General features: G+C 40.1%; 24 protein-coding genes. 6 read left to right on the forward strand and 18 right to left on the reverse strand.

Annotated features, from left to right (window positions below):
• Nucleotides 1-5: 5 nt before the first annotated feature.
• Nucleotides 6-1,481, reverse strand: coding sequence for a cysteine--tRNA ligase (cysS, locus tag BACINT_RS06335; RefSeq protein WP_007661505.1), 1,476 nt, complete (start codon nucleotides 1,479-1,481; stop codon nucleotides 6-8).
• A gap of 117 nt (nucleotides 1,482-1,598) precedes the next feature.
• Complete coding sequence (locus BACINT_RS24715; protein WP_007661506.1) at nucleotides 1,599-1,724, reverse strand: hypothetical protein; 126 nt, start codon at nucleotides 1,722-1,724, stop codon at nucleotides 1,599-1,601.
• Between the two features lie 68 nt (nucleotides 1,725-1,792).
• On the opposite strand from BACINT_RS24715, the gene mnmA reads away from it, so the two are divergent.
• Together mnmA and BACINT_RS06345 are read left to right on the forward strand one after the other, a co-directional pair.
• Nucleotides 1,793-2,845: a tRNA 2-thiouridine(34) synthase MnmA gene (mnmA, locus tag BACINT_RS06340; RefSeq protein WP_007661508.1), complete on the forward strand. Its 1,053-nt coding sequence runs from the start codon at nucleotides 1,793-1,795 to the stop codon at nucleotides 2,843-2,845.
• 96 nt (nucleotides 2,846-2,941) lie between these two features.
• Nucleotides 2,942-3,823 (forward strand): DUF3078 domain-containing protein, encoded by an 882-nt coding sequence (locus tag BACINT_RS06345; RefSeq protein ID WP_007661510.1) that lies wholly within the window; start codon nucleotides 2,942-2,944, stop codon nucleotides 3,821-3,823.
• Between the two features lie 105 nt (nucleotides 3,824-3,928).
• Here BACINT_RS06345 and BACINT_RS06350 read toward each other — a convergent pair whose 3' ends face one another.
• Nucleotides 3,929-5,440: a GH3 auxin-responsive promoter family protein gene (locus BACINT_RS06350; RefSeq protein ID WP_007661512.1), complete on the reverse strand. Its 1,512-nt coding sequence runs from the start codon at nucleotides 5,438-5,440 to the stop codon at nucleotides 3,929-3,931.
• A 192-nt stretch (nucleotides 5,441-5,632) separates the two neighbouring features.
• Here BACINT_RS06350 and BACINT_RS06355 point away from each other — a divergent pair, with 192 nt between their 5' ends.
• Nucleotides 5,633-6,643, forward strand: a complete 1,011-nt coding sequence (locus tag BACINT_RS06355; RefSeq protein WP_007661514.1) for an ATP-dependent 6-phosphofructokinase — start codon at nucleotides 5,633-5,635, stop codon at nucleotides 6,641-6,643.
• Nucleotides 6,644-6,658: 15 nt separating this feature from the next.
• On the opposite strand, the gene rnc is transcribed toward BACINT_RS06355, so the two are convergent.
• The 3 genes from rnc to BACINT_RS06370 are packed head-to-tail and all read right to left on the reverse strand — an operon-like array spanning nucleotide 6,659 to nucleotide 9,062.
• Nucleotides 6,659-7,534: a ribonuclease III gene (gene rnc, locus BACINT_RS06360; RefSeq protein WP_007661516.1), complete on the reverse strand. Its 876-nt coding sequence runs from the start codon at nucleotides 7,532-7,534 to the stop codon at nucleotides 6,659-6,661.
• A gap of 6 nt (nucleotides 7,535-7,540) precedes the next feature.
• On the reverse strand, nucleotides 7,541-8,806 hold the full coding sequence (fabF, locus tag BACINT_RS06365) for a beta-ketoacyl-ACP synthase II (RefSeq protein ID WP_007661518.1): 1,266 nt from the start codon (nucleotides 8,804-8,806) through the stop codon (nucleotides 7,541-7,543).
• 19 nt (nucleotides 8,807-8,825) lie between these two features.
• The gene (locus BACINT_RS06370) at nucleotides 8,826-9,062 is read right to left on the reverse strand and encodes an acyl carrier protein (protein WP_004291965.1); all 237 of its coding nucleotides are present in this window, start codon (nucleotides 9,060-9,062) and stop codon (nucleotides 8,826-8,828) included.
• Nucleotides 9,063-9,211: 149 nt separating this feature from the next.
• Between BACINT_RS06370 and purN the strand changes: the two genes are divergently transcribed.
• Complete coding sequence (gene purN / locus BACINT_RS06375) at nucleotides 9,212-9,787, forward strand: phosphoribosylglycinamide formyltransferase (RefSeq protein ID WP_007661531.1); 576 nt, start codon at nucleotides 9,212-9,214, stop codon at nucleotides 9,785-9,787.
• 103 nt (nucleotides 9,788-9,890) lie between these two features.
• Here purN and pdxB read toward each other — a convergent pair whose 3' ends face one another.
• On the reverse strand, nucleotides 9,891-10,934 hold the full coding sequence (gene pdxB / locus BACINT_RS06380) for a 4-phosphoerythronate dehydrogenase PdxB (protein WP_007661533.1): 1,044 nt from the start codon (nucleotides 10,932-10,934) through the stop codon (nucleotides 9,891-9,893).
• Nucleotides 10,935-11,079: 145 nt separating this feature from the next.
• Between pdxB and BACINT_RS06385 the strand changes: the two genes are divergently transcribed.
• Both BACINT_RS06385 and BACINT_RS23595 read left to right on the forward strand, forming a co-directional pair.
• Nucleotides 11,080-11,796, forward strand: a complete 717-nt coding sequence (locus tag BACINT_RS06385) for a hypothetical protein (RefSeq protein ID WP_007661534.1) — start codon at nucleotides 11,080-11,082, stop codon at nucleotides 11,794-11,796.
• 7 nt (nucleotides 11,797-11,803) lie between these two features.
• On the forward strand, nucleotides 11,804-13,285 hold the full coding sequence (locus BACINT_RS23595; protein ID WP_007661535.1) for a glycosyltransferase: 1,482 nt from the start codon (nucleotides 11,804-11,806) through the stop codon (nucleotides 13,283-13,285).
• A gap of 23 nt (nucleotides 13,286-13,308) precedes the next feature.
• On the opposite strand, the gene BACINT_RS06395 is transcribed toward BACINT_RS23595, so the two are convergent.
• The 11 genes from BACINT_RS06395 to BACINT_RS06445 form a co-directional block, all read right to left on the reverse strand.
• Nucleotides 13,309-14,178 carry a capsular polysaccharide synthesis protein gene (locus tag BACINT_RS06395; protein ID WP_232288747.1) on the reverse strand — a complete coding sequence of 290 codons (870 nt, stop codon included), beginning with the start codon at nucleotides 14,176-14,178 and terminating at the stop codon, nucleotides 13,309-13,311.
• 135 nt (nucleotides 14,179-14,313) lie between these two features.
• Nucleotides 14,314-15,198, reverse strand: coding sequence for a beta-1,6-N-acetylglucosaminyltransferase (locus BACINT_RS06400; RefSeq protein ID WP_007661537.1), 885 nt, complete (start codon nucleotides 15,196-15,198; stop codon nucleotides 14,314-14,316).
• Nucleotides 15,199-15,202: 4 nt separating this feature from the next.
• Complete coding sequence (locus BACINT_RS06405) at nucleotides 15,203-16,120, reverse strand: glycosyltransferase family 2 protein (protein WP_007661538.1); 918 nt, start codon at nucleotides 16,118-16,120, stop codon at nucleotides 15,203-15,205.
• A gap of 114 nt (nucleotides 16,121-16,234) precedes the next feature.
• Entirely contained in the window at nucleotides 16,235-17,140 is a 906-nt protein-coding gene (locus BACINT_RS06410; RefSeq protein WP_007661540.1) for a glycosyltransferase family 8 protein, read from the reverse strand.
• Nucleotides 17,141-17,255: 115 nt separating this feature from the next.
• Nucleotides 17,256-18,230, reverse strand: a complete 975-nt coding sequence (locus BACINT_RS06415; RefSeq protein ID WP_007661542.1) for a glycosyltransferase family 2 protein — start codon at nucleotides 18,228-18,230, stop codon at nucleotides 17,256-17,258.
• Between the two features lie 11 nt (nucleotides 18,231-18,241).
• Nucleotides 18,242-19,117, reverse strand: a complete 876-nt coding sequence (locus BACINT_RS06420) for a glycosyltransferase family 2 protein (protein WP_007661544.1) — start codon at nucleotides 19,115-19,117, stop codon at nucleotides 18,242-18,244.
• Complete coding sequence (locus BACINT_RS06425) at nucleotides 19,114-20,238, reverse strand: glycosyltransferase family 4 protein (RefSeq protein ID WP_044154912.1); 1,125 nt, start codon at nucleotides 20,236-20,238, stop codon at nucleotides 19,114-19,116. Before BACINT_RS06425 ends, BACINT_RS06420 begins: the two co-directional genes overlap by 4 nt.
• Before the next feature lie 16 nt (nucleotides 20,239-20,254).
• Nucleotides 20,255-21,226, reverse strand: a complete 972-nt coding sequence (locus tag BACINT_RS06430) for a hypothetical protein (protein WP_007661548.1) — start codon at nucleotides 21,224-21,226, stop codon at nucleotides 20,255-20,257.
• A 127-nt stretch (nucleotides 21,227-21,353) separates the two neighbouring features.
• Entirely contained in the window at nucleotides 21,354-22,490 is a 1,137-nt protein-coding gene (locus tag BACINT_RS06435; protein WP_007661550.1) for a glycosyltransferase, read from the reverse strand.
• Nucleotides 22,462-23,445: a glycosyltransferase gene (locus BACINT_RS06440; RefSeq protein WP_007661552.1), complete on the reverse strand. Its 984-nt coding sequence runs from the start codon at nucleotides 23,443-23,445 to the stop codon at nucleotides 22,462-22,464. The genes BACINT_RS06435 and BACINT_RS06440 overlap by 29 nt, the downstream gene beginning before the upstream one ends.
• A 195-nt stretch (nucleotides 23,446-23,640) precedes the next feature.
• Nucleotides 23,641-25,401 (reverse strand): LTA synthase family protein, encoded by a 1,761-nt coding sequence (locus tag BACINT_RS06445; RefSeq protein WP_044154913.1) that lies wholly within the window; start codon nucleotides 25,399-25,401, stop codon nucleotides 23,641-23,643.
• Nucleotides 25,402-25,524 lie beyond the last annotated feature (123 nt).

Below are 25,524 nucleotides of genomic sequence, written 5' to 3' on the forward strand. Positions count from 1 at the left end.
GGAATTTACTTATTCAGTTTCCACTCAGAACCTTCTTTACCGTCTTTAATTTCAAAGCCGAGGGCTGTAAGTTCATTACGAATCTTGTCAGAGGTAGCCCAGTCCTTATTGGCTTTCGCCATCATGCGCTGTTCCAGCAACATGTCTACTACTTTTCCGAAAGCAACTTCACGTTCTTCATTGGAATCGTTTTCTTCCTTCAATCCCAGAATGTCGAAACAGAAGAGATGGAATGTTTCTTTCAGGTCTTTCAAATCTTCGGCAGTAATGGTATCATTACCTGCAATGATATTGTTAATCATTCTGGCTCCATCGAAAAGGTGAGCAATGACTATCGGAGTATTCAGGTCATCATTCATGGCTTCATAACACTTTTCACGCACTGCTTTCACATCTACGCTGGATGTAGCAGACGGGGTGATTTTTTCCAGCCCGTTTACGGCATCCATCATTCGGCCCAATCCCTTTTCTGCAGCTTGCAGAGCTTCGTTGCTGAAGTCTACCGTACTGCGGTAGTGAGCTTGCAGAATGAAGAAGCGGATGGTCATCGGACTATAAGCCTGTGTCAGCAATTTGTGTGTGCCGTTGAAGAACTCATCCAGATTGATGAAGTTGCCATATGACTTACCCATCTTCTGTCCGTTGATAGTAATCATATTGTTGTGCATCCAGTAGTGTACCATATCATTACCCTGTGATGCTACTGATTGTGCAATCTCACATTCATGATGGGGGAAAATCAGGTCCATACCACCGCCGTGAATGTCGAAATGCTCACCGAGGTATTTCTTACCCATGGCTGTACATTCAGCATGCCATCCCGGGAAACCGTTGCTCCACGGAGAAGGCCAACGCATGATGTGTTCCGGTTGGGCGCATTTCCATAAGGCAAAGTCGGCGGGGTTATGCTTTTCTGCTTGTCCGTCCAGTTCGCGGGTGGTGTTCAGTACATCATCCAGGTTGCGACCGGAAAGCTTTCCGTAATGATAATCCTTGTTATATTTCTCAACGTCGAAGTAAACGGAACCTTCGCTGACATATGCATATCCATTCTTCAGGATTTCTTTCACCAATTCTATTTGCTCGATGATATGTCCTGACGCATGTGGCTCAATGCTGGGAGAAAGTACGTTTAATGCTTCCATAGCCTTGTGGTAGCGGTTGATGTAGTATTGCGCTACTTCCATCGGCTCCAGTTGCTCCAGTCGTGCTTTCTTGGCTATTTTGTCTTCTCCGTCGTCAGCATCATGTTCCAGATGGCCTACATCGGTGATGTTGCGTACATAGCGTACCTTATATCCCAGATGGGTAAGGTAGCGGAAAAGCAAATCGAAAGTAATGGCAGGACGTGCATGTCCCAAATGCGCGTCACCGTAAACGGTAGGACCGCAGACATACATACCTACATGTGGAGCGTGCAATGGCACGAATAGCTCCTTTTTCCTATCTAAGGTGTTGTAAATTGTCAGTTGATGTTCCATAACGTTTGATTTTTAGTTTTTTTAAAAGCACAAAGTTACAACAATTTCATAAGATAATAAGTTCTTTCATTCTTTTTTCTTACTGACAGCTAAGAGGGAAACGGCTATCGGATGAATTTATTCTTTCTCTACGTCTCGTGTCATTTGCCAAAGGTTGGAATAGACACGTTGTCCGTTCATGTCATTTTTTAGTAGTGAGAGGGATTTCTTCCAAGTGATATGATCACAGATGTAGTAGTTCATTAGCGTTGTTGTCTTTTTAAAGATAACAAATGTAGTGATTTTCTTTTTCCTTTGTTATTTTTGCACCCATGAAATCAAAGAAACGTGTATTATTGGGTATGAGTGGAGGTACGGACAGTTCCGTTGCCGCCATGTTATTGCAGGAAGCCGGTTATGAAGTTACTGGTGTGACGTTTCGTTTCTATGATTCGGAAGGCTTTGAGGAGTCTCTGGATGATGCTCGTACTCTTGCTTCCCGCCTGAATATCCCGCATATCATTTATGATGCCCGCGAATTATTCCGTGAACGTATAATCCGTTACTTTATAGGTGAATATCTTTCTGCCCGTACTCCTGTTCCTTGTACGCTTTGTAATAATGAACTGAAATGGCCGTTACTGGCAAAGATAGCCGATGAAATGGGTATTTATTGGATTTCAACCGGACACTATGTTCGCAAGGTCTTTCAAGATAACCATTATTTTATAGCTCCTGCTGCCGATCGGGACAAGGATCAGACTTTCTTTCTTTGGGGGCTTAAACAAGATATTCTGGAACGTATGATCCTTCCGATGGGGGATTGGACTAAAGATGAAGTCCGTACCTATGCTGCCGGACGAGGCTTTGAACGAGCGGCAACAAAGAAGGATAGTCTCGGCGTTTGCTTTTGCCCAATGGATTACCGCTCTTTTCTACAACGTGAAGTTCCGCAGGAACTTTTGCCTGGAAAAGGCAGATTTATCGATGAAAGCGGTACTTTTTTAGGCTGGCATAAAGGATATCCTTTCTACACAATCGGTCAACGTCGAGGGCTGGGTATTCATATGAACCGGGCTGCCTTCGTGAAAGAGATATGTAAAGCATCGAATGAGGTAATACTTGCTCCCCTTGCTTCCCTTTATAAAACAGAAATGTTGCTGAAGGATTGGAACATTGTGGATGCTTCACGCTTACTAAACTCCCCAAATGTTATCGTCAAGATTCGCTATCGTAAACAAGCCAATTATTGTACAGTCGGCATTACAGCGGAGAATCTTCTCCATGTACAACTTCACGAACTGTTGGAGTCTATAGCTTCCGGTCAGGCTGCCGCTTTTTATGATGAGGATGGCCTACTGTTGGGAGGAGGCATTATTATATAATCATTCTTTTATTTGTTCTTGAACAAAAAAATAGTTTACTCTGTTTGAAATAGAAAGACGTCTATTTTTTACGAAACAATTAAAACGAATAACAGTATGAAACGTATATATTTGATGATGCTATTTGCCACCTTGGCAATGATCGTCTCTGCCCAAACGGACGATAAAGGATACAAAGAAGGAGCATGGGTACTGAAAGGTGTGACGGGTGTGAACATGTCCCAAACTGCTATGACAAACTGGTCAGCTGGTGGTGAAAACTCTGTGGCCGGGAATGCTTACCTGAATGGTTCGCTGACGCATAAGAACGGAGACTGGCTGTGGGTAACGAACTTGGTGCTGGATTATGGTTTGTCGAAGACCAAATCTCAGGGGATGAGAAAGAGTACCGATAAGATTGGATTATCTACCCAGTTGGGATATGCAGCTACCAAAGTTTGGTACTATACGCTTATGGCTGACCTGAATACTCAGTTTGCCAAAGGTTATAATTATCCGGATAAGAGCCATTATATATCCAATTTCTTTGCTCCTGCTTATTCCAATGTTGCTTTAGGTATGGAGTATAGACCGAAGAGTAACTATTCTATTTTTCTTTCACCGGCCTCTACTAAGATGACCTTTGTGTGCGATGATTATCTCTCTGATTTAGGTTCCTTTGGAGTTGATCCGGGTGATCACTTTAAGATTGAAGCGGGTGCTTTCCTGAAAGCCCGTGCAGAATTACCAGTCATGGAGAATGTGAACCTGATTACTACGGCTGACTTCTTTACTCCTTATAATAAAGACTTTGGCAATGTAGATGTAAACTGGGATGTACTTATCAGCATGAAGATTAATAAAGTGCTTTCGGCAACTCTGAATATGACTTTGAAGTATGACAATGATGTGAAAACCTTTACTGATGAGGGCGTTGAAAGAGGTCCAAAGGTACAATTCAAAGAGATACTGGGTGTTGGATTGGCTTATAATTTCTGATTGCCTGGGACGATTGTCTGTTTTTCCTGCTGAAATAATAAATAGGAAAGGCCATACTGATTAAAGTTAGTATGGCCTTTCCTACTATAGTATTACTTTATAATTTTATTTGTTCAGTTCTAACATCTCTTCAATATATACTCTTGTATTGCTGAGGCGCGGTACTTTATGTTGTCCGCCCAACTTTCCTTTTTGTGCCAACCAATCATGGAACAAGTCTTTACGGGCAATAATAACTTCCAGGGGTTGCAGGGCAATGTTCTTTTGGCGTTTAGCTTCGTAATCGGAGTTGACTTCTTTCAATGTATCATCCAGTATCTTGGCAAAGTTCTCCACGCTATCCGGCATCTGAGCAAACTCGATCAACCATTGATGGCGGCATTTGGCTTTAGCATCCATAAATACAGGAGCAGCCGAATAATCGGAAATCAATGCTCCGGTCGCTTCACAAGCTTTAGCTAACCCTCTTTCTGCGTTATCCACAATCAATTCTTCGCCGAAGGCATTGATGAAATGCTTGGTACGTCCGGTAATGACGAACTTATATGGGTCTTTCTGTGTGAATTTTACAGTATCTCCAATCATATAGCGCCACAATCCTGCAGATGTAGAGATGACCAGTGCATAATTCTTGTCTACTTCGACTTCCTCCAGACAATAGATGCGGGGATTCTCTTTTCCCACATCTTCCAATGGAATAAATTCGTAGAAAATACCATAGTCAATCATCAGCAGCATAGCCGGATCATTCGGATCGTTCTGTGTCCCGAAATATCCTTCAGAAGCATTGTACGTTTCTACGTAATGCATCTTGGATGAGCGGATTACTTCTTTGTATTGTTCGCGGTAAGGTGTAAAAGCAACGCCCCCATGGAAGAAGACTTCCAGATTGGGCCATATTTCCTCCAGAGATTCTTTGCCGGTCTTTTCAAGAATACGCTTGATGAGTACCAACATCCACGAAGGAACGCCGGAGAGGCTGGTTACATTCTTCGAAACAGCACTGTTGGCAATGGCTTCTATTTTCTTTTCAAAGTCGCTCATGAGAGCGATCTTCTTGCTTGGAACGCGAACACAGTTTACTAATGGATGTATATTTTGAATCAGAATAGCAGAAAGGTCGCCCACGAGCCCATGTCTGGAATTGAGGTTGGGGCTATGGCTTCCACCTAAAATGAGACCTTGTCCGGAGAAGAAACGGCTGTCGGGGTTCTGTGCCAGATAAAGAGTAACTGCATCTTTGCCACCTTGGTAGTGTGTATCGTTCAGGGACTCTTTGCTGACGGGCAGGAATTTGCTTTTATCGTTTGTGGTACCCGAAGATTTGGCAAACCAGCGTATCTCTGATGACCAGAGCAGGTTTTGTTCTCCTGCACGCAGGCGTTCCACATACGGCTTTACCTCTTCGTAAGTCTGTATGGGCAGTCTGTTTCTAAAGTCTTCATAAGTATGAATGCTTTTATAATCATATTTCTTTCCCCATTCTGTATTCTCGGCCATGCGCACCAGACGGTTCAACACTTGGTGTTGCAGCTCTTCTGCACGGTTGGCATATAAATCGATTTTTTTCAGGCGAGGGGTAAAATACACCTTATTCAGCAATGTTGTGATATTCATCTCTCTTAGCTAAAACTATTTTGTAGCGCAAAAATAATCTTATTTATTGGCTTCTCTATCTTTTTTCTCTTTTTTTTCTATCTTTACGGACGTATTCAGTTGACAAGTTAACAAGTTGACCAGTTAGCAAGACAAAAAGACAAGTTTACCTGTACCTGATACCCTTCAACTTGTTCCCTAAAAAAGGTAGTTATGAGAATCGGAATTTTGACTTCGGGAGGCGATTGTCCCGGCATTAATGCCACCATTCGTGGAGTATGCAAGACTGCAATCAATCATTATGGAATGGAAGTAATAGGTATTCATAGCGGCTTTCAAGGATTGCTGACTAAAGATGTGGAGTCGTTTACCGATAAATCTTTGTCCGGTTTATTGAATCAGGGCGGGACGATGCTGGGCACTTCCCGTGAAAAGCCTTTCAAGAAGAATGGTGTGATGTCCGATGTGAATAAACCGGCACTTATTGAACAGAACGTGAAAGAATTAGGGCTGGATTGCGTGGTCTGTATCGGTGGTAATGGTACGCAGAAAACTGCTGCGAAACTGGCTGCCATGGGACTGAATATTGTTTCCGTACCCAAGACGATTGATAATGATATTTGGGGAACCGATTTCTCTTTCGGATTTGATTCTGCTGTGAGCATTGCTACGGATGCCATCGATCGGTTGCACTCTACTGCCAGTTCGCACAAACGGGTGATGGTGATTGAAGTGATGGGACATAAGGCTGGCTGGATTGCACTTTATTCCGGTATGGCAGGTGGTGGAGATGTGATCCTGATACCCGAAATCCCTTATAATATCCATAATATAGGAGAGACGATCCTGAACCGTTTAAAGAAAGGGAAACCTTATTCCATTGTAGTGGTTGCCGAAGGTATACAGACGGATGGACGAAAACGTGCTGCCGAGTACATTGCTCAGGAGATAGAGTACGAGACGGGTATAGAAACCCGTGAAACGGTGCTTGGTTATATTCAACGTGGAGGTTCACCTACGCCTTTCGACCGGAATCTGTCTACCCGCATGGGCGGACATGCCACAGAACTAATAGCTACAGAGCAATTCGGTAGAATGATTACATTGAAAGGGGATGAAATTTCTTCTGCACCTCTGGATGAGATAGCCGGAAAGCTGAAGTTGGTAACGGAAGATAACGACCTTGTGGTTCAAGGGCGACGGATGGGAATCTGCTTTGGTTGAAATACGGGCGAATGATTATTCGCTCACCTCGTGTTCAGTTACTGAAGTAACTTCCTGATTCTCTTCAATCAGGGCACTCTCAATAATTTCTTCAGCTTCTTCCGTATTTTCCTGCTGATGGTTTTGCGCTTTAGTTGCCTCAATCTGTTCTTTGAAGGCGGCATCATTCTTTATTTTCTTTAAAGCAGCCTGCGCAGCATTTTGTTGGGACTCTTTTTTAGAATATCCTGTTCCTTTTCCTGCTGGTATGCCTTCGATGCGTATTTCGGTGTGGAACATAGGATTGTAGTCTTCGTCAAGGAATTGTTCGATAAGTTCAAATGAAACTTCAACTTTGCTCTTTTGGCTCCATTCAATCAGCTTCGATTTAAAATTCACCTCTTTGCGTGACATCTTATCGAGGTCGATGTAATTCTTGAATATCTTTTCTTCCATGAACCGCTTACAGCGTTTGTACCCCTGGTCTAAGTAGATAGCGCCGATAAATGCTTCGAAAGCATTTCCGTACATATAGCTGTTGTGCGAGGAAGAACGGGCGGAGTATTTTACCAGTTTGTCCAAACCGATTTCTACCGCCAGTTTATTGAGTGTCTCCCGTTGTACGATTTTGGAACGTGTATTTGTGAGGAAGCCCTCGCGGCGGCCTTCAAAATGCTTGTAGACAATATCTCCCACGATGGCGTCAAGAATGGCGTCACCCAGGAACTCCAGTCGCTCATTATTTAAAGGGCGGCCTTTCTCCGAACGGATGGAGGTAGATTTGTGCAGCAATGCCTGCTGATATAGCTGGATGTTGCGGGGATAGAATCCCAGTATCTTATAAAAACAAAGATAAGACTCTTTGTCCTTACGGAATAAGAGCCTTATCTTGTCTATTTGATTACGTAACACGACTGATTATTCTGCGTATTTTTTGAAAATAACACATGCGTTATGACCACCAAATCCAAATGTATTGGATAGAGCTACGTTCACTTCGCGCTTTTGAGCCTTGTTGAACGTAAGGTTCAGGTCATAGTCGATGTTTTCGTCGTTATCACCCTCTTCGTGGTTGATAGTCGGAGGTACAATGCCATTCTTGATCGCAAGAATACTTGCGATGGCTTCTACCGCACCGGCGGCACCCAGCAAGTGACCGGTCATGGATTTTGTTGAACTGATGTTCAAGTCAAATGCATGTTGACCAAATACCTCTTTAATAGCTTTAGCTTCCGATATATCACCTACAGGAGTAGAAGTACCGTGAACATTGATATAATCTACTTCTTCGGGTTTCATTTCGGCATCTTCCAACGCGTTTCTCATCACTAACTTGGCTCCTAGTCCTTCCGGATGTGAAGCGGTCAGATGGTGAGCGTCGGCAGACATTCCTACACCGGCAACTTCTGCATAAATCTTAGCACCACGTGCTTTGGCATGTTCCAGTTCTTCAAGAACCAGACAGCCACCACCTTCACCCATCACGAAACCGTCGCGACTTGCGCTGAACGGACGGGATGCTGTTGTGGGAGATTCATTGCGGGTTGATAATGCATGCATGGCATTGAAACCGCCTACACCGCCAACGGTGATTGCAGCTTCCGAACCACCACTTACAATAACATTGGCCTTGCCTAAACGAATCAGGTTGAAGGCATCAGCGATAGCATTTGTGGAAGTAGCGCATGCAGAGCAAGTTGCGTAGTTGGGCCCGTGAAAACCGTACATAATAGAAATCTGCCCTGCAGCAATATCCGAAATCATCTTGGGGATGAAGAACGGATTGAACTTAGGACCGTTTTCTTTACCGGTCAAGGCATAATTACCTACCTCTTCTTCGAATGTACGGATTCCACCGATACCGGCGCCAAAGATGACACCGATTCTGTTTAAGTCCTCATTTTCGACGTCAAGACCAGAATCATTAACCGCTTCTTTAGCTACAGCAATGGCATATTGTGTATACAAGTCCATTTTGCGGGCTTCTTTGCGGTCGATATAGTTGGTTGCATCGAAGTTCTTCACTTCGCAGGCAAATTGAGTCTTGAAAAGGGAAGCATCGAAATGAGTAATAGGTCCAGCTCCACTAACCCCATTCACAAGGTTCTCCCAAAATTCGGGAACGCTGTTGCCAATGGGAGTAATGGCGCCAAGACCTGTTACTACAACTCTTTTTAATTCCATATTAAATTGATGGATAGAATTACTTAGCGTGTTCTTCGATGTAAGAAACGGCGTCGCCTACAGTACCAATCTTTTCAGCTTGGTCATCCGGAATTGAGATACCGAATTCCTTTTCGAATTCCATGATAAGTTCTACAGTGTCAAGAGAATCAGCTCCTAAATCGTTAGTGAAGCTAGCTTCGTTAGTAACTTCTGATTCTTCAACGCCTAATTTGTCGACGATAATCGCTTTCACTCTTGATGCAATTTCAGACATAACTTTAAGTTTTTAATTAATAATTAGTTTTATTTCTTTAAATTTGCGGGGCAAAGGAATAAATATTTATCGTCACTCGCAAATATTTGGGGAATTAAATGCAATGTTTTGCACATTTTTCACGGTTTTGTGCACTAAAAGGAAGATTTATGAGGAAAAAGATCGCTGTTTTAGCATCGGGAAACGGAACGAATGCCGAAAATATCATTCGTTATTTCCAGGAAAAAAGTTTGGCTTGTGTAGCCCTGGTTTTGACTAATCGTCAGAGTGCGTTTGTTTTAGAGCGCTCACGCGGGCTTGGAGTGCCTTGCTTTTATTTTTCCAAGGGTGATTGGGAGAACGGAGAGCCGGTTTTATCGGTGTTGCAGGAGCACAATATTGATTTTGTAGTGCTGGCCGGATTTCTGGCTCGTATACCAGACTCTATTTTGCATGCTTATCCCAATAAAATGATAAATATACATCCTTCATTGTTGCCAAAGTTCGGTGGAAAGGGAATGTATGGCGACCGCGTACACGAAGCTGTGATTGCTGCGGGTGAAAAAGAGAGTGGTATTACTATACACTATACGAATGAGCATTATGATGAAGGTGCCATTATTTGCCAGGTGAAATGTCCGGTGTTGCCGGAAGATACTCCCGATGAACTGGCACAACGTATTCATGTGCTGGAATATGATACTTATCCCAAAGTAATAGAAAAATTACTGGAATCCGAGGTCTAAGACTCTGTTCAAGGACTTACCTGAACTGTATCAAGTCCGTATCATCTCCGTATCTATACGCTTGGAGTTGGTACGGACTTGACACGGACTTGGTATGAAGTTGCTATGAAATCACTACGCGGAAGGCTGTTTTCTCTCTTCTCAGCGGATAATCTCCTCTTAATTTCTCAAATAATTCCGGATGCTGTTTTAAGGCTTCACTGTCCCTTCTTGGATCATACATCTGTAGGTAGGCTTCTGTTTCGGTAGTTGCAGTGATCATCGGGTTCTCCGGTTCAGGTGGAACAATTCGGTAATCGGCCTGTATGTCAAAGTGCTGGCAAAGAGAATCCAACGACATGCGGGTGGCGTTTGCTTTTCCATCTGCTGAATATCCGGCAATATGCGGTGTCCCGATGAATACCTTATTTAATAAGGTGAGATTAATATCCGGTTCGTTTTCCCATACATCAATGACGGCATCTGAGATTAATCCGTTTTTGAGAGCCTTCAATAAAGCATTCGTTTCAATAACTTCCCCTCGGGAAGTGTTGATGATGATGGGGGAGCGCTTCAGTGAGCGGAAGAATGACTGGTCTGCCAGATGGAAAGTCTTATATTTCCCTTCCTTATATAAAGGTACGTGGAATGTGAGGACGTCGCACTCTTCGGCAAGGAATTGTAGGGAACTGAAGCCGGCACTTCCTTCTTCATCTTCTCGTGGCAAGTCATTCAGTAATACTCGCATGCCCAGTTCACGAGCCACCTCCGCTACTTTACTGCCTACGTTACCTACTCCGACAATGCCTATAGCCATTTCGGATAGCTTCTTTCCTTTCAGGAGTTCTGTTAGCAAAAGTGTGGATTGCAGGTATTGGGCTACGGATGCGGAGTTACAGCCTGGTGCATTCTTCCATACGATGCCTGCCTGATGACAATATTCTGTGTCTATATGATCGAAGCCGATTGTGGCTGTGGCAATGAACCGAACCCGACTCCCTTCTAATAATTCCCGGTTGCAATGGGTGCGTGTGCGAATGATCAACGCGTCTGCATCTTTCACTAAGGAAGCCGTGAAGTCCTTTCCGGGGACATATATTACTTCATCCGCTATCTTTTCGATAGCTTCCTTTATAAAAGGTATTTTATTGTCGACAATGACTTTCATTTCTGTATTTTTTTTCTATATTTGTTGCAGGCAAAGTTAGTCATAAAAGCGGTAAACTGTTTGGTTGTGTGCTAAATAATACATAACTTTGTCAACTTGTACAAATATTAGGATTTGTAGAATAAAGATAAAACAGTTATAAGGAATGAAGTGTATCCATATCATTACGCCTGTAAAGGATTCCATTGAGTTGACTTTACAGACGGTAGATGCTATTATGGCATCTGACGTGAAGACTCCTTTTACATATACCGTTTACAATGATTTCAGTACGGAGGAGAATACGGCCAGGTTGCGGGAAGCATCCGGGAGACTGGGTTTCGAATTGGTAAACCTTGCGGATGTCACAAGCCACCCTTCGCCTAACTATCTTCTGATTCTGCAAATGTCACAAGAACGTGCTATTGCGGAAGAAGCCGGATTGGTAATTGTGGAATCTGATGTGGTGGTAAAGAAAGATACTTTGCAATCTTTGTTCGATGGCGCTTTGGAAAGAAAAGATTGTGGAATTGCTGCTGCTGTCACCGTAGATGAGAAAGGTGATATAAACTATCCTTATTTGTTTGCAAAAGGGCGAGAGAATCAGGTGTTTCCCGAAAAGAAACATTGCAGCTTCTGTTGCTCGTTACTGACGTTGAATTTCCTCCGTTCGTTTGATTTTCATCAGCTGAGTCTTGAAAAGAATTGGCACGATGTAACAATTTCCCATCAATCATTGAAAGAGGGATTCAAAAACTATCTGTTTACTACGCTTCCGGTGTGGCATCGTCCGCATGGTAGCCGTCCGTGGAAGCAATTAAAGTATAAAAATCCATTGAAGTATTACTGGTTAAAGTATACCAAAGGACTGGATAAAATTTGAAAATATTATGGAGTATCGATTGGTTTCTATTATTATACCTATTTATAATATGGCAAAGTATCTGCACGAGACTTTGGATTCGGTGCTTGCTTCAGATTATCCTAATTTTGAAGTAATACTGATGGATGACGGCTCGACAGATAATTCTTTGGACATTGCCAAAGAGTATGCGGAAAAAGATACACGGGTAAGTGTACATACCCAGTCGAATAGTGGTCCGTGTGTTGCCCGTAATAATGCTATATCATTGTCTCATGGCGAATACATATTGCCGGTAGACGCGGATAACCGGATCAGTCCGACATTCATAAGCCATGCTGTAGTAGAATTGGAACGAGACCCGGATGTTAAAGTGGTCTGTCCGCGAGCCGAATTTATAGGCGACCGTAGTGGTGAATGGAAGTTACCACCCTTCTCTTTGAAGCTGTTGGCACGTAAGAATATGATTGATACCTGTGCACTCTACAGAAAAACAGAATGGGAAAGAGTAGGTGGATACTGCGAAGAGATCATTGCACGTGAGGATTGGGAATTCTGGATATCTGTACTGAAAGATGGTGGCAAAGTGGTCCGTTTGCCTCAGATAGAATTGTATTATCGCGTACGTGCCGGGTCCAAAAGAATTGTAGACCGTTCGTTGAAGCCACATGTTACGAAAGTGCTTAACAAGCGTCATGCTGAATTTTTTGAACGGGAGTTAGGAGGAAAGTTGCGTTCTGTACGTTCCTGGTCCAGGTGGATCAATCGTATTGAGCGTTTTTTTCGTCCACGGTGCATGGCTGTAGCTCCTGATTATTCAAATATGAGTGACTTTGTGAAAGTGCTTCCGGTTATTTTTGAAGATCGGGGTACTGTTATTTATAAAGGAAGAAATGAATTGAGGGAGTTTGATATAGCAGGGCAGAAAGTGGTGGTTAAATCTTTCCAGATACCTCACCTGCTGAATCGGATTATTTATAATTTTTTCCGGGAATCTAAGGCACGGCGTTCATTTCGCTATGCGGCCATGTTGCGGCAGTTTAATATAGGATCGCCCGCACCCATTGGTTTCTGCTCGGTTTCCAGTTGGTTCTTGTTCGGAAAGAGTTATTTTGTATCGTTAAGGTCGGAATGCCCTTATACTTACCGGGATCTTCCACAACGTCCTTTTGAGGAACAGGAAAAAATACTTCGCGCCATAGCCCGTACCACTGCTGTTTTGCATGAACATGGAATTTTGCATAAGGATTATTCGGCAGGGAATATCTTATTTGCAGAAAAGCCGGAGGGCGTCTCCGTAGAGATCATTGATTTGAACCGGATGCGCTTTGGTAAGGTATCTTTGGAAGAAGGGTGCAAGAATTTTGAAAGACTACCTGGTACTGATGAGATGTTTGCTGTGTTAGCGGATGAATATGCCAAATCTCGTGGCTTTGACAAGAAAAAGTGTTTGCAGTTGATAGAGAAAGCTCATAAATCTTCTTCGTCTTTTTCTTCTAAGGCTTCTTGATGTCTGACTTTTGAAGGTAGTTTCTATGTTTGGTCTGCATCTATCCCATGGGTAGAATTATGTAGTAGGTGGGCATAGATTGTTTCTTTCCCTTCGGGGGTGAGCATATTGAATTGCTTCTTATAGGTTAATTTGTGGAAACCATAGTTTGCACTAAATTCCTCCATAGATTTTTCATTAAATGGCATGTTGAGGCATTTGGACAGGTTGCTGATTCTTTGCAGAGGGACGCTGTCGACCATTTCCGTAATAGCTGGGATATTTTCATAGGCTATGCTAACGAGATAATCGAAGAATAAGTAAGTGACGATTTGTTGATGATTCTTCCAATAACTATAGAACATGTCCAGTAGGAAAGCGGGTAGAATATTGTCTTTACCACATGCTATAAAAAAGACTGTCCACTTGCCGTTTGCCACATTGGTGTTTTTTGCCGTATGATGGCAAGTGTAGAAATCGGTATCGGGATTCATTATTGAGTCTACATCTCTGGTAAAAAGTAGGGTGCTGTCAGCCCATATTCCTCCATGTTCTTTAAGCAGATTAATCCTTAGCATGTCACTGAAATGGGTGAGACTTATTTCGTGGTTTTTCACTTTTTGCAAGATATAATCCGGCATTGTAGCGTATTCCTGATAGTTTTGCTCTGTGATTAATATGACAGGATGTTGACCTGCATGATGTTTTGCAGAGGCGTAACAGACTTTAACGATATCAGGCATGTTCGCTTCTCCTTGCCACCAGCATGTCCAGATGGGGCATGTCTTGTCAATCGGACTTTTTCCGGTACTTGCTTCTTTGTATTTCTTTATAATATTTTTTGCACCGGACTTCTGAGAAATTACAGTTTTGAAGTATAAGTGTTTACTGTGCTTCAAAAGCTTCTTCTCCACTGATTTGAAAAAGGATTTGACGGGGTTGATATCTGGATTTGTAGAGTTCATGCTTCTGTATTATAACTGATTACTGGTACAAAGATATAGGTTTAGAGGGAATGTCACTTCCTTTTTTGAAAAATCTATTTCTTTTTATTTGTTAGCATATGTGGTTTTTATTTGCTCAATCAGTTCTTTTTCTTTGGAACTGAATTTACGGGCAAATAATCTGTCTGAAGCGATTAGTTCATTATAGTCCTGAGATTGCCATGTATAAGGGTTTCCTCTGTTCCAGTCAATCAGTCGCATGTTTCCTGCATCATCTTCATTAGCTTTGTATATGTTCTCTTTAAAAGGAGAATTCCATAATATGGTTTGAAGAAAAATTTCATCGGGACACAACGTGTATTTGAAGCGTTGAAGTACAAAGGATTTCTTTTCTATCAGATGCTGACAGAAGCCTTGAGTAATACTGAACCAATTGGGACCCTTTTTAAATTCGACTTCTTGTTTTCTGTGAAATCGAATAAGTTTTTGTACAATGAGTGCAAGGTTGTGGCATGGTGCAGTTATGATGTGCCATTTACTGTTGCTACGCTTGAGGCTCTTTGTGAAAAAGTAGTATCGGGAGATTTTACGATTCAAATCTTTCTGGTGTTTATCTCCCAACCAATAACTGACAAATTCCTTACCAGAATTGGCTTGAAAGAAAGAATGGATATAATCTTGTGTTTGTATAGGCAGGTCTACACCTGAAAGCAAGTGGTAGTAGTCATAAGTGCTATGCTTGGCGGCAGTTTCAAGTAACAGATATTCTGTTTCTACTTGGCTGATGTCTCCCCAGTATACTTTATTGCGGGTAGGTAATAGAAATAATCGGGCTTTCTGTGTACATAGAAGACAGGCTCTTTTATACAGTTCTGTTGAGCGGCGGTCGATATGTAGATAAATATCATTTCGCTCGTCATCAATCATGGATAAAAGCGTTTCTAACACCGAATATTCGTTGTGGACGATGATTAGATAAGCATGTTTCATTACACTATTTGTTGAAGTGTTGTTTGAAGAAATCGGGAATAGTATTGTCAGTTTTGATATATCCGTCGCGTTGCAACTGATCATAAGAGTTTGCTCCGATGATCTTATCATATTCTATTTCTAATTGCTGATTCTTATACAACTGATAGAAATAGCGCCAATGCATGCCTATATGTCTGTGGGGATTTTGTTCCAGTTGTTTGCCACCGTTAATCATTTTCTCAAGAAAACGTTCTTTACCACGAATGGAATAGTGGTAAATGCAAATATTACTTTTTCTAAGGCGTTTAGGGAACATGAGCACCTTGTGATTTCCTGTGGAAATCTGAAGGTACGAGGTGGTGCGATGAAGAACTTTTCCTCTTTGTGGTATATAAAGAGAATAGCGCGAAAGATTATAAAAATTGTACTTTAGCGGGTTAATAATTGGAATGATAGCTTGATTCCATTTCCAAAACTGTTTACCTGCTTCCGGATACATATATCTCATGGAACATTTTAGTACATTAGCTCTGGTGGTGGCTAATTCAGTCTTTAGACTGCCGGTAGGAGAGTACCATAACTCATCGGCATCAGCATTGATGACCCAGTCTGCATGAAGTTGCTTTTTGGCAATCTTGATCATGCGGTCTACCCATACTTTTTGATTATAATTAGTTGCTTTTTCTATGATAGCTTCTTTTATCCATCCTTCCTTCTGATATTTTTGGATGATTTCAATTGTACCGTCTGTGGAGTTATTATCAGTAATGATAAACCCGTCTACTCCCATAGCCTTATGGAAACACAGATTTTCTTCCAATATATCTTCTTCATTTTTGACCAATAATGTCATAATGAGCTTTGGATTGGATGTACGTCTGAAGGTCTGCGGGACTTCTTCGAGAACATTAGCTATTTTGTTTAAAAGAGGCATTAGCATTAACTTAAAATCATTGTTTAGGTTGCGATTTTACAAAGATATACTATATTTTGATACAATGATTTATTCTTGGTGAATAAATCAATGAACACTTTTAGAATGTTGTTAGTTCAGTTATTTGATTTTTATAGTTTTCTTCTTGTTGATTACTTTATATAGAATCTTACGGAAGAAATAGTGAATGGCATTCTTATTATTAATAACATGCCATCCTTGTTGTTTGGCAAACCGGATGTATTGATCACGGAAAGGACTGTCGCAGTTGTACATCCATGGTTTGCGTTTTCCTGTGAAATGGATAATAGCAGGAGATTTTAAAGCATCATCCCAATCTTTTTTCCTCTCCGGTTGTACCTCAGGGCTTGCATATAAAAAGAAATCCATCAGATTCCAGCGAATAGAAATAAATTGTTTTTCTTTATAAAGCAATGCGTTCAAAACATCCTGGTCGTGCAATTTTATATTTTCATAATTGGATGCGATATAGCTTTTGCATGCCTCTACAAATTTTTTCTCTCTCCATTTCTGAAGATTTATCAACATTACTCCCGAGTTGAAGTAAGAGTACTCAACGGGATATTTCAGTGTGACAGGTGATTCGGTATCGAATGGTGACCTTTCTTCAACGGCAGCTACGGCAATATTATCGATATTTTTCTCCCATAATTCTTTAATAGAGTCGACAACGATCAAGTCACAATCCAGATATAGAATTTTGTTTATATTACTGGGTATAAGCTCTGACATGAAAAGCCTTAAGTAGGCGGCGAGAGACAGGTGATCCTGTTTCCTAATAGGGAAATCCTTAATGAGTGAATAGTCTACGTCATAAAAATAAACTTCAGCTTGATGTTTTTCGCAAAAAACTTTCAGCCTTTTTTTTCCAGCCTTTTCGACCTTACTGCTACAAATGATGTGTACGCGGAATTTCTCATCTGGAGTATGTACGAACAGGCTTGCTAACATTACACCACAATATTCAATGTAGTTTTCGTCTATGCTACAAACAATATCTATCATAGTTCTTTAGGTTATTATAGTCTATATAAGTATGCAAAGGTACGTATTATAGCAGAAAAAATGTAGATTATAGATATATTTTTTTCATGCGACGAGGATTATCTTCTTCATATTGCTACTTGGAATGATGGCGCTTTAAATATTTGTGGCGATAATAAGCGATAAATAATACTGGAAAATACTTATATAAGAAGGCATAACGACCTTCTCTCTTCGTATGTACGAGTGGGGTTAATCCTGCCTTTTTCATTTGCTTTACCATTTTTCCCTGAGCTTTGCTTTTGATGGCAAAACTATTATTTAGATTTTCCATTAGCCTTAAAGATATATGCTCGCTCAAGGTAAAGGCTACGTCTTCTTCTTTCACGTATTTTTGGGTGAACTGATTGAGATTGTCCATTGCCTTTATTTTATCGAAAAGACCATACTCTTTATAGTTTTGCATGAATGAAGATTCATTTTGTACATAATTATAGCAGATCAATGGCAGATGCATGATTTTTTCTGCAAAGTAGAATACGCGGGGAATAAATTCTTCATCTTCATGTCGTATATTGATGAATTTGAAATTCATTTTCAGCATATATTCTCTACGATAGGCAAGCATCCAGACTGCAGCGGGCATATAACCGGTTTTTATGAATGACTTGCCAGAGACGATGCCCCGTGGGCAAAACTTACGTGCATCATAATCAAAACCTTTCAAAAGTTTATTTTGATTCCCCCAATGATTATAGTCGAATAGAAGAATGTCTAAGTCGTTCTTTAATATTGCTTCATAGATTTTTGCTATTGAGTTTGTGCAGAAATAATCGTCAGCATCGGCAAATAATATAATTTCTCCTTGAGCGATATCCATGCCGAGATTTCTTGCCGCACTTACCCCTTGGTTGGTAGTCGTGATACTTTTTATAGTAGGGTACTCCCTAGATAATTCTTGTATAATACCAGCTGTCTGGTCTGTGGAGCCATCATTGATTACGATGATTTCGTATTCATTGTGCGAGATATCTTGTTGTAATGCTGATAACACACATTTTCTGATTTGCTTTTCCGCATTGTATGCAGGAATAATGATAGAAATCTTCATGGCTCTTATTATTATTTGTTTAAAAAAGGACGATATAATATACTGTTGTATACATCTTCTGTATGATCGTGCCGGGAGGAAAAAAGAGTATTTAGTTTCAATAAATAGCGAACTAACCTATATGCTCTTTTTTGAAATTTCTTTGTATGGTTCATGGTTGGAATAATGGTCTTGAAATCCGACTTTTTATATTCCAATATATCAATGTATGTAGAATAAAGCTGCGGTGAGAGGTTTTCCTGGAGCCACTTTAATCGTTCAGTTTGTACATCGATGTAGTTGGAACTGATTCCTGTAGCATCACACTCAGCGATAGTTAGGGGGATGTGTTTGTAGCTGCACCTTTCCATGATGATAGACTGGAAACTATGTCCCCAATCTGCAATTATTTTATATTGGGTGTCATATAATTTATTGATAAAAAGAGAATGATGAATAAAGCACGCTTGATGTGCTAACGCATTATAAAAAAAGAAAACTAAGTCGGGATAATCAGGTCCCGCTTCTTTTCTCTGTTCATGATCGTTTACTAAGACCATGTCTCCATAGATATATTTTGTCCCATCAAATGGAATATCTTTGAGAATGTTTCCTTGTAAGCAGTCTCCTGAATTTAGGAAATAAAGATATTCTCCTTTGGCTTGCCTGATTCCTTTATTCATTCCATCATAGATTCCTTTGTCTTTCTCAGAAACCCAGTAAGTCAGGTGGGTATTTTTTTCTGAATATTTCTTGATGGTTTCCTGGCTTCCATCATTGGAATCAGCATCTATGATGATATGTTCATAGCTGGTGTATGATTGCACTTCGATGCTGCGCAATGTTTTCTTAAGTCCTTCATTGTTATTGAAGTTGACTGTGATGATACTGATAGTCGGAGTTCTCATTTAATGGACGTTTTTGGATTTAGAGTTTCATTTAAGACTTTTTGATATACTTTCTCTGTTTCTCGGGTTGCTTTTTCCCAGGAGTATAATTGTAACCGCTCTATTCCTGCTGCTACTAAAGAAGCACGTTTTTCGCTATCACCTATGATTTCTGTCAGTGTTTGAACCATTGATTCTATAGAGTAAGGATCAAAGTAGGCACCGGCATTGCCGGCTATTTCGGGGAAACAGCTGGTGTTACTTAAGACTACAGGACATTTACAGGCATAAGCTTCCAGGACTGGGATGCCAAAGCCTTCGTATAGTGATGGAAATACAAAGAGGAGTGCCCTGCCGTATAATTCATTCAGGTTTCTATCGTTTATTGAAATTTGTATGATCTTGTCTGTGATATTCAATTTATCTATCAACTTCTTTTCTTCCCAGTTGAATGGATGCCCTGTACAAAGCAAATATAAATCTTGGTCTGTTTTGTGGATGATTGCAAGAGCTTCTAATAAACGTTGGAAATTTTTGTAAAGAGTTCGGTCTCCTACAAATAAAATATAGCGATTAGGGAGTGACAATTCATCTTTCCCATGATGGGACTTTATACTTGTTCCATGATAGATAACGTCAATTTTTTGAGGATCAATATTTAATATATTAACGATATCTTTCTTTGTATTTTCACTAATTGCAATAATCCGGCTGGCTTTTGTAATCACTTCTTTTTTCTGCGCCATGACCTCTTTAGCATCATGGAAATATTCGGGAAACAGTTCATGAATCATGTCATGCACTGTTATTACATAGGGGTGGTCACCAATATGCTCGAGGAAAGAAGGATTGTAGTAGGTCGGGTGAAAAAGATAAGGAGATGACGTTTGAAGTAACCTGTTTGTTAACTTTTGGTTTTCAAGCAAAAGCCGCTTTTTATAATGTTTGAAAAAGAAATGTGGAGCATGGATACGGTGCCTGGCAAGTTTGGCTTGCGCTAAATAATGATTTTCGGTAAAGCGAACAGAAATGTCATATGCCATACCCAGTTTGGATATGATTTCACAAAAATATCGTGAGATTCCACCGAATTTTTGTAGATCGAAGATTTGAGAATCATATAAAATATGAGGTTGTTCCATATTTGTCATTGTCGCATTACCAATAACATCCTTCTTCTACCTGTTGGGCTTTAGAGGGAGTTTCTGTTGCGGAGGGCTTTACCCAAAATTCATTCATTAGTTTTGAATAATTATAAGTTGCGTTATAATTACTGTTTTCCCATCTGGCACCTCTAATCCCGAATAATAGTTGCAAACTGCCTCCTAAGTGTACAGCCTTTTTTCCGGAACGCTTCACGTGTGCTGCCAACGGCATTCCATACGCTCCACATCCCAACAAACAGACATCATAATCCATTTTGTCAATTTCGTTTTTCATGAATTCGAGAGCGTCAAACCATGTTTCGAATCTACCGTCGCCTTGATTGCCAATAGTTTGAATGGCTTTGATTGTTTGCAAGTCGAAAGTAGGCAGAACTCTCGGGTCTTTGTGAATTAGTTCTTTTCGAAGGTATTGCTTTTGTATCGTTTCTGCAAAAGGATGTACTACCAATACCTTTTTATTTTCTAAGGCAGCAGTCCATGGTACATCACTCCAAAAAGGGTTATAAGGCTCAAAATCTATTTTATACGCATTCTGTAATTCTTTAGAGAAATATTCTTCTTCAAATCTCCAGGAAGCAAGTATGTCAATGAGAGGCATATCTTCAATCATCATTTCCGAAAAACGCTTTAATAGTTCAGGGGTTGCTGAAAAGAATCCGGCATTATTCCTCATCGGGTACATTGTTTCTTCTTCCCACCACCAGGGAAATGCCTCCCCTTTGATGTATTTGATAATTTTTCTTTTTTGATGATAGATGCCTAAGTAATTGACTACACATCCTATTTCTACAGCACCAAATCTTGAGAGCATGCAAGGTTCTGGTGATAATAATTTTTCCCTAATATGGCTTGATATAATATCAGGGTCCATCTCTTTGTTAAGGGGACGAGGTTGTGGCAAATCGTGGCGTTCAATATAACGTCGACGTAGCTTTTTTAATAGCTTTATAAATTTCTTCTGCATTGAATTAAGAAAGAGTATAGTAATATTTATACAATGATACGAATTTTATAGGATACGATCCCTTGTCTATGTGTTAAAAGATGTATTAATGTATCTTCCCTTGTAGTGATATGGCATATATCGCTTTCTATTTGTTCTTTCTTTCTTTTGTTTTTATTGTTTCTTTCAGTGTAGAGCGAAATTCATTTTCAAATTGTTCAAGATTCCACGTTTGAGTTGAATAATATATATTTTCCCTTATTAATTTGTGAAATTTGTCCTGGGGTAACATGCTGGCCCATTCTACTCCCTTACCTATTGCTTCAACAGATAATTCCGGTAACAGATAGCCATAATGCTCGATGTTGTCTATTGCTCCCCATCGAGAAGTAATGGGAATAACTCCCATTTGCATCATAGTTATAACGGAACCGGGACATCCTTCGCTGCCGGATGGAAAGATATTGAATGCACAGAGATAGGCTAAGTTCATGAACAACTCAGAATTGGTGTCAAGAAAACCATATAATGTGATGTTCCGGCACTCGTCTATTTGTTTTTGATAGATGTCTATAAACCCTTCGTCAAGAGAGCCGATTACGTGTAAGTTGTATTGTGGATGGCTGATAAAAAAATCTAAAACTAAATCTAATCCTTTTAATATACTACCGCTGGAGCCAAACCATAGGAAGTCTTTTATGGAAACACTTTGAAGTTTATGTTGCAAATTGCATTCCTGACTAAAGTTGCTGGATTGGTTAATTATCTTGATTTTATTTTGTAATTCCGGGGGGTATGTCTGGATGGTAAACGAACTTCCTATCTGGAAAATAATATCTGCTATTTCACAGCTATTGTGTGCATCTACTGAACGGGAGTATGGCAAGTGTGTTCCATGCTTTTTGTTGAATGAATCGATTCTGTTTTTTACTATTGAGTATTGGTGTTTCCAGTAAGCGCCTGTTGCATAATATATTTTTAGGGCTTGAGGATTTTTCTGACTCATTGTTACAAAGTTGGGATCTAAACCAAAAATAATATCATAGTGACGGTCGTCACACTCTTTGGGGGCATTGCAGCGTGCGACTTTAACATTATAACCCAAAGAATAAAATATTTCTCCAATGATTAATGCCTCTCTCTTGTTTTGATGAGTACGCATATAAACTTTGTCTTTTTTATGGTAATATACTTCAGGTATATATGAAATATATGCCCATTTCCTGTTTAGTAGCGAATAGAGAGTGTATTGATCTTTATTTTTTTTGAATAGATTGAACTTCATTGCTACTCAATATATTGTTAAATTCATGATTAAATAGGCCAAAATATGAGTTCTCAACCTCTTCAGCATCCCACTTATTGTGCCAATGATATGCGAATGCCCCCGGAAAGAAGTTTCTATAACTATTGATATTGGGGTCTTTATCATAACCTTCGCCGAATTCCTTGAAAAAGTCAGCAAATTCTTTAAAAGGCATTCCATCACAATATCCTCCCCAGAGAGGATCAAAGAAAGTACAAGGGTAATTTCTCAAATTTTCTAATTTCTTATCTTTGTAATCGAATAGTACCCAAGGCATTGCTGCCTTTCTTCTTTGTAATTTCTTTGCTAAGTAATTAGTTATATAGCTATTCTTACGTAAATATAGAATGGCACTGTTGGCATATGATTGGTATTCCCATGCATAGACAAACTCATGACCTTTTAGTAGAGGGGTAAAGTCTTTTAAAAACATAACATCAAGATCGAAATATAGACCTCCATATTTGTAGAGAGAGATAATCCGGAAATCGTCACCTTTGGCTGCAAGATTCTTGGGTGCATTGATATATGTCTTAATTTTGCAAAAGGGAGTATTGCTAATTTCATTTTCAACGTTCCAGGACAATATTTTTATATGGCCTTTTAGTTCTTGTAGGTGTGGATTACTTTCTATTTGTGCATACCCATTTTCAGAGTCTAACCATAGCCATATTTCTATACTTTCCATATTTTGTGTACACAACAGACTCTTAATTGAGAAAGCTTGCTTGAGGCCAAAGGTGCCATGCCAGTAAGCGTGGAAAATTGTTTTCTCAGTAAGTAACTGAGATGATTGTTCTCTTTGGATATCTGATACTTTACTCAGATATAGATCTTTACATTTTAAGATGTTCCAATTTGTATAACTGGGTTCCAAATTTTCAGTATAGAACTCATTCTTCTTTTCGAAATAATGTTTTAAGCTTCGAATCATATTTTTTATGTGAAAATACTTGTCTTAATGCGATGGTTCTTAGTTGGTGACAGAATTTATAAGTTTGGAAATAAGATATTTGCATAGTTGCTTTATGAATAATCCAAATCATATATTAGTTACGTGTACAAAGGTAAGGTATTTGTGGGTATAGTTGATGAATATGGCTTAAAAAAGATATTTAAATACAGATATTTATTTTTTGAAGTAGTTGAATCGTATCATCTCATCCGATATATCATAAGCTTCTTTTGCTAAGTCCACCTCCTCCGGTGTATAGCCTTCTCCTTCCACATTCATCTGTGAACCTACGGCAAAACCTTTCTTGTTGGGGGTGAGAATGCTTTCTCCAAGTCCGGTCCAGTAGTAATCGTCAAGCTGGAGCAGGTTCAGCAGGGTGGGATACATGTCTATTTGTCCCATGACCTTATCATAGCGCATGCTTACAGGAGAATTGACAACGATGAAAGGAGTAAAAGGTTTGTCGGATACAATATCTTTGCCGCCGGGGCTTTCGCATAATTCCGTTCGATAATATGCCAGACCTTCGTGGTCACCCGTTATTACAATTAGTGTTTCTTTATATTGCGGAAGAGTTTTCAGATATTCTACGAATTTGCCGATTGCTTTATCTGTATAACGGGCAGTCGTCATATAGTCACCCATTTTTTCCGGAATGCCGGAAGAGAATGAAACTTCTCTCAATTGTTTCGGTAATATGAATGGAGCATGGCCGGAATAAGTAATGAGTTGCATATATGCATTTTCTCCTTTTTTCCATATCTCCCCCTTTTCTATTTTTTCTTGGCATTGTGCAAAGAACGAACCGTCTCCGGTGCGTTTGTGTGTGCCGAAAGCTTCAGTCAATTTAAAGTCATGATAAGCGATGATGGTATCTATGCCGAAACTTTGGGCTATGGGGCCTTGATTCCAGGTTGACAATTTATCAATGGTTAACAGGTAGTTGCGTGAATGATTCTTTTCGCGCATGGCTTTCTGTAATGACGGATAAATATGATTGGGATATTGGCTGCTGTAAGTACCGCTATTGATGGGCAGTAATCCGGTGCAAAGCATGAGCTGTGCATCAATGGAACGTCCGCCTTTTACCTGAGTCAGTACGTGTGGAGCATAGAGAGTGGTAGAGTCTTTCAATAGTTTATTCATATAGGGGGTGATCTCCTGTCCCTCCACTTCTTTTTCTAACACCCAGCTTTCTAATGATTCTGCTAAAATAACGATACAATTGGTGCGACGATTGGTACTATCGCTGATTAATGCGGCTTCATGTTTCGGCTTTGCACTTAACCATTCTTGTATTTTGGCTTCCAATTCGGGAGTCAACTGTTGTTGCGGTCCTATCAAGTCATAACATAGACTACCGAAAATCGTATAAATAGAAGGGCCGCTTGAACATAAATAGGCTTTATCACGATACTTCCCGTAAGCCTTTGAGAATCCGCCTTTCATAAGGGTTACTGTTCCAAAAATACAGATAATAACTACAAGTATTCCTACATAAGGAAGAGCCCGAACCGGGCGTTTCAGATGTGATGTTTTGGTGCGTAGGTGAATTATAGCTGCTATAAGGGTGGATAATGGGAAAAGTGAATCATACCACCGGAGAGAGTCAATCACGCTACCTGTGAAATCGGCTAAGTTTCCTGATAGTCCATAACTGTTCAATGGTATAGCTGTATAGTAGGTCCTGAAATACATAAGGTTAGCTATCAACAGAAAGTCTAGTAAAAGCATGATGAAAGTTTCCGTTTTCCACATTCGGAAAAAGGCATAGGGGATAAGTAATATAAACGTGGCTATCAGTTTGGTTGTATAACATTCAACTGTAGAAAGAGAGGCAAACGTTGTGGGAATACACCACAGAATGTCGAATAATATGAATTTAAGAAAAATAGTAACTCCAAATGTCAGTATGGACTTATCAATCTTTGTCATAATAAAGCGTATATTGATATCTGGGCGCAAAGGTACAATATATTTTTTCGAAATCATTCTGTAATTCATATAAATGACTCACAGTGTCCATTAATTGAGGGTTGCATAGATAAATCTCGTTAA

The organism is Bacteroides intestinalis DSM 17393, assembly GCF_000172175.1.
In the GTDB taxonomy this organism is placed as follows: Bacteria; Bacteroidota; Bacteroidia; order Bacteroidales; family Bacteroidaceae; genus Bacteroides; species Bacteroides intestinalis.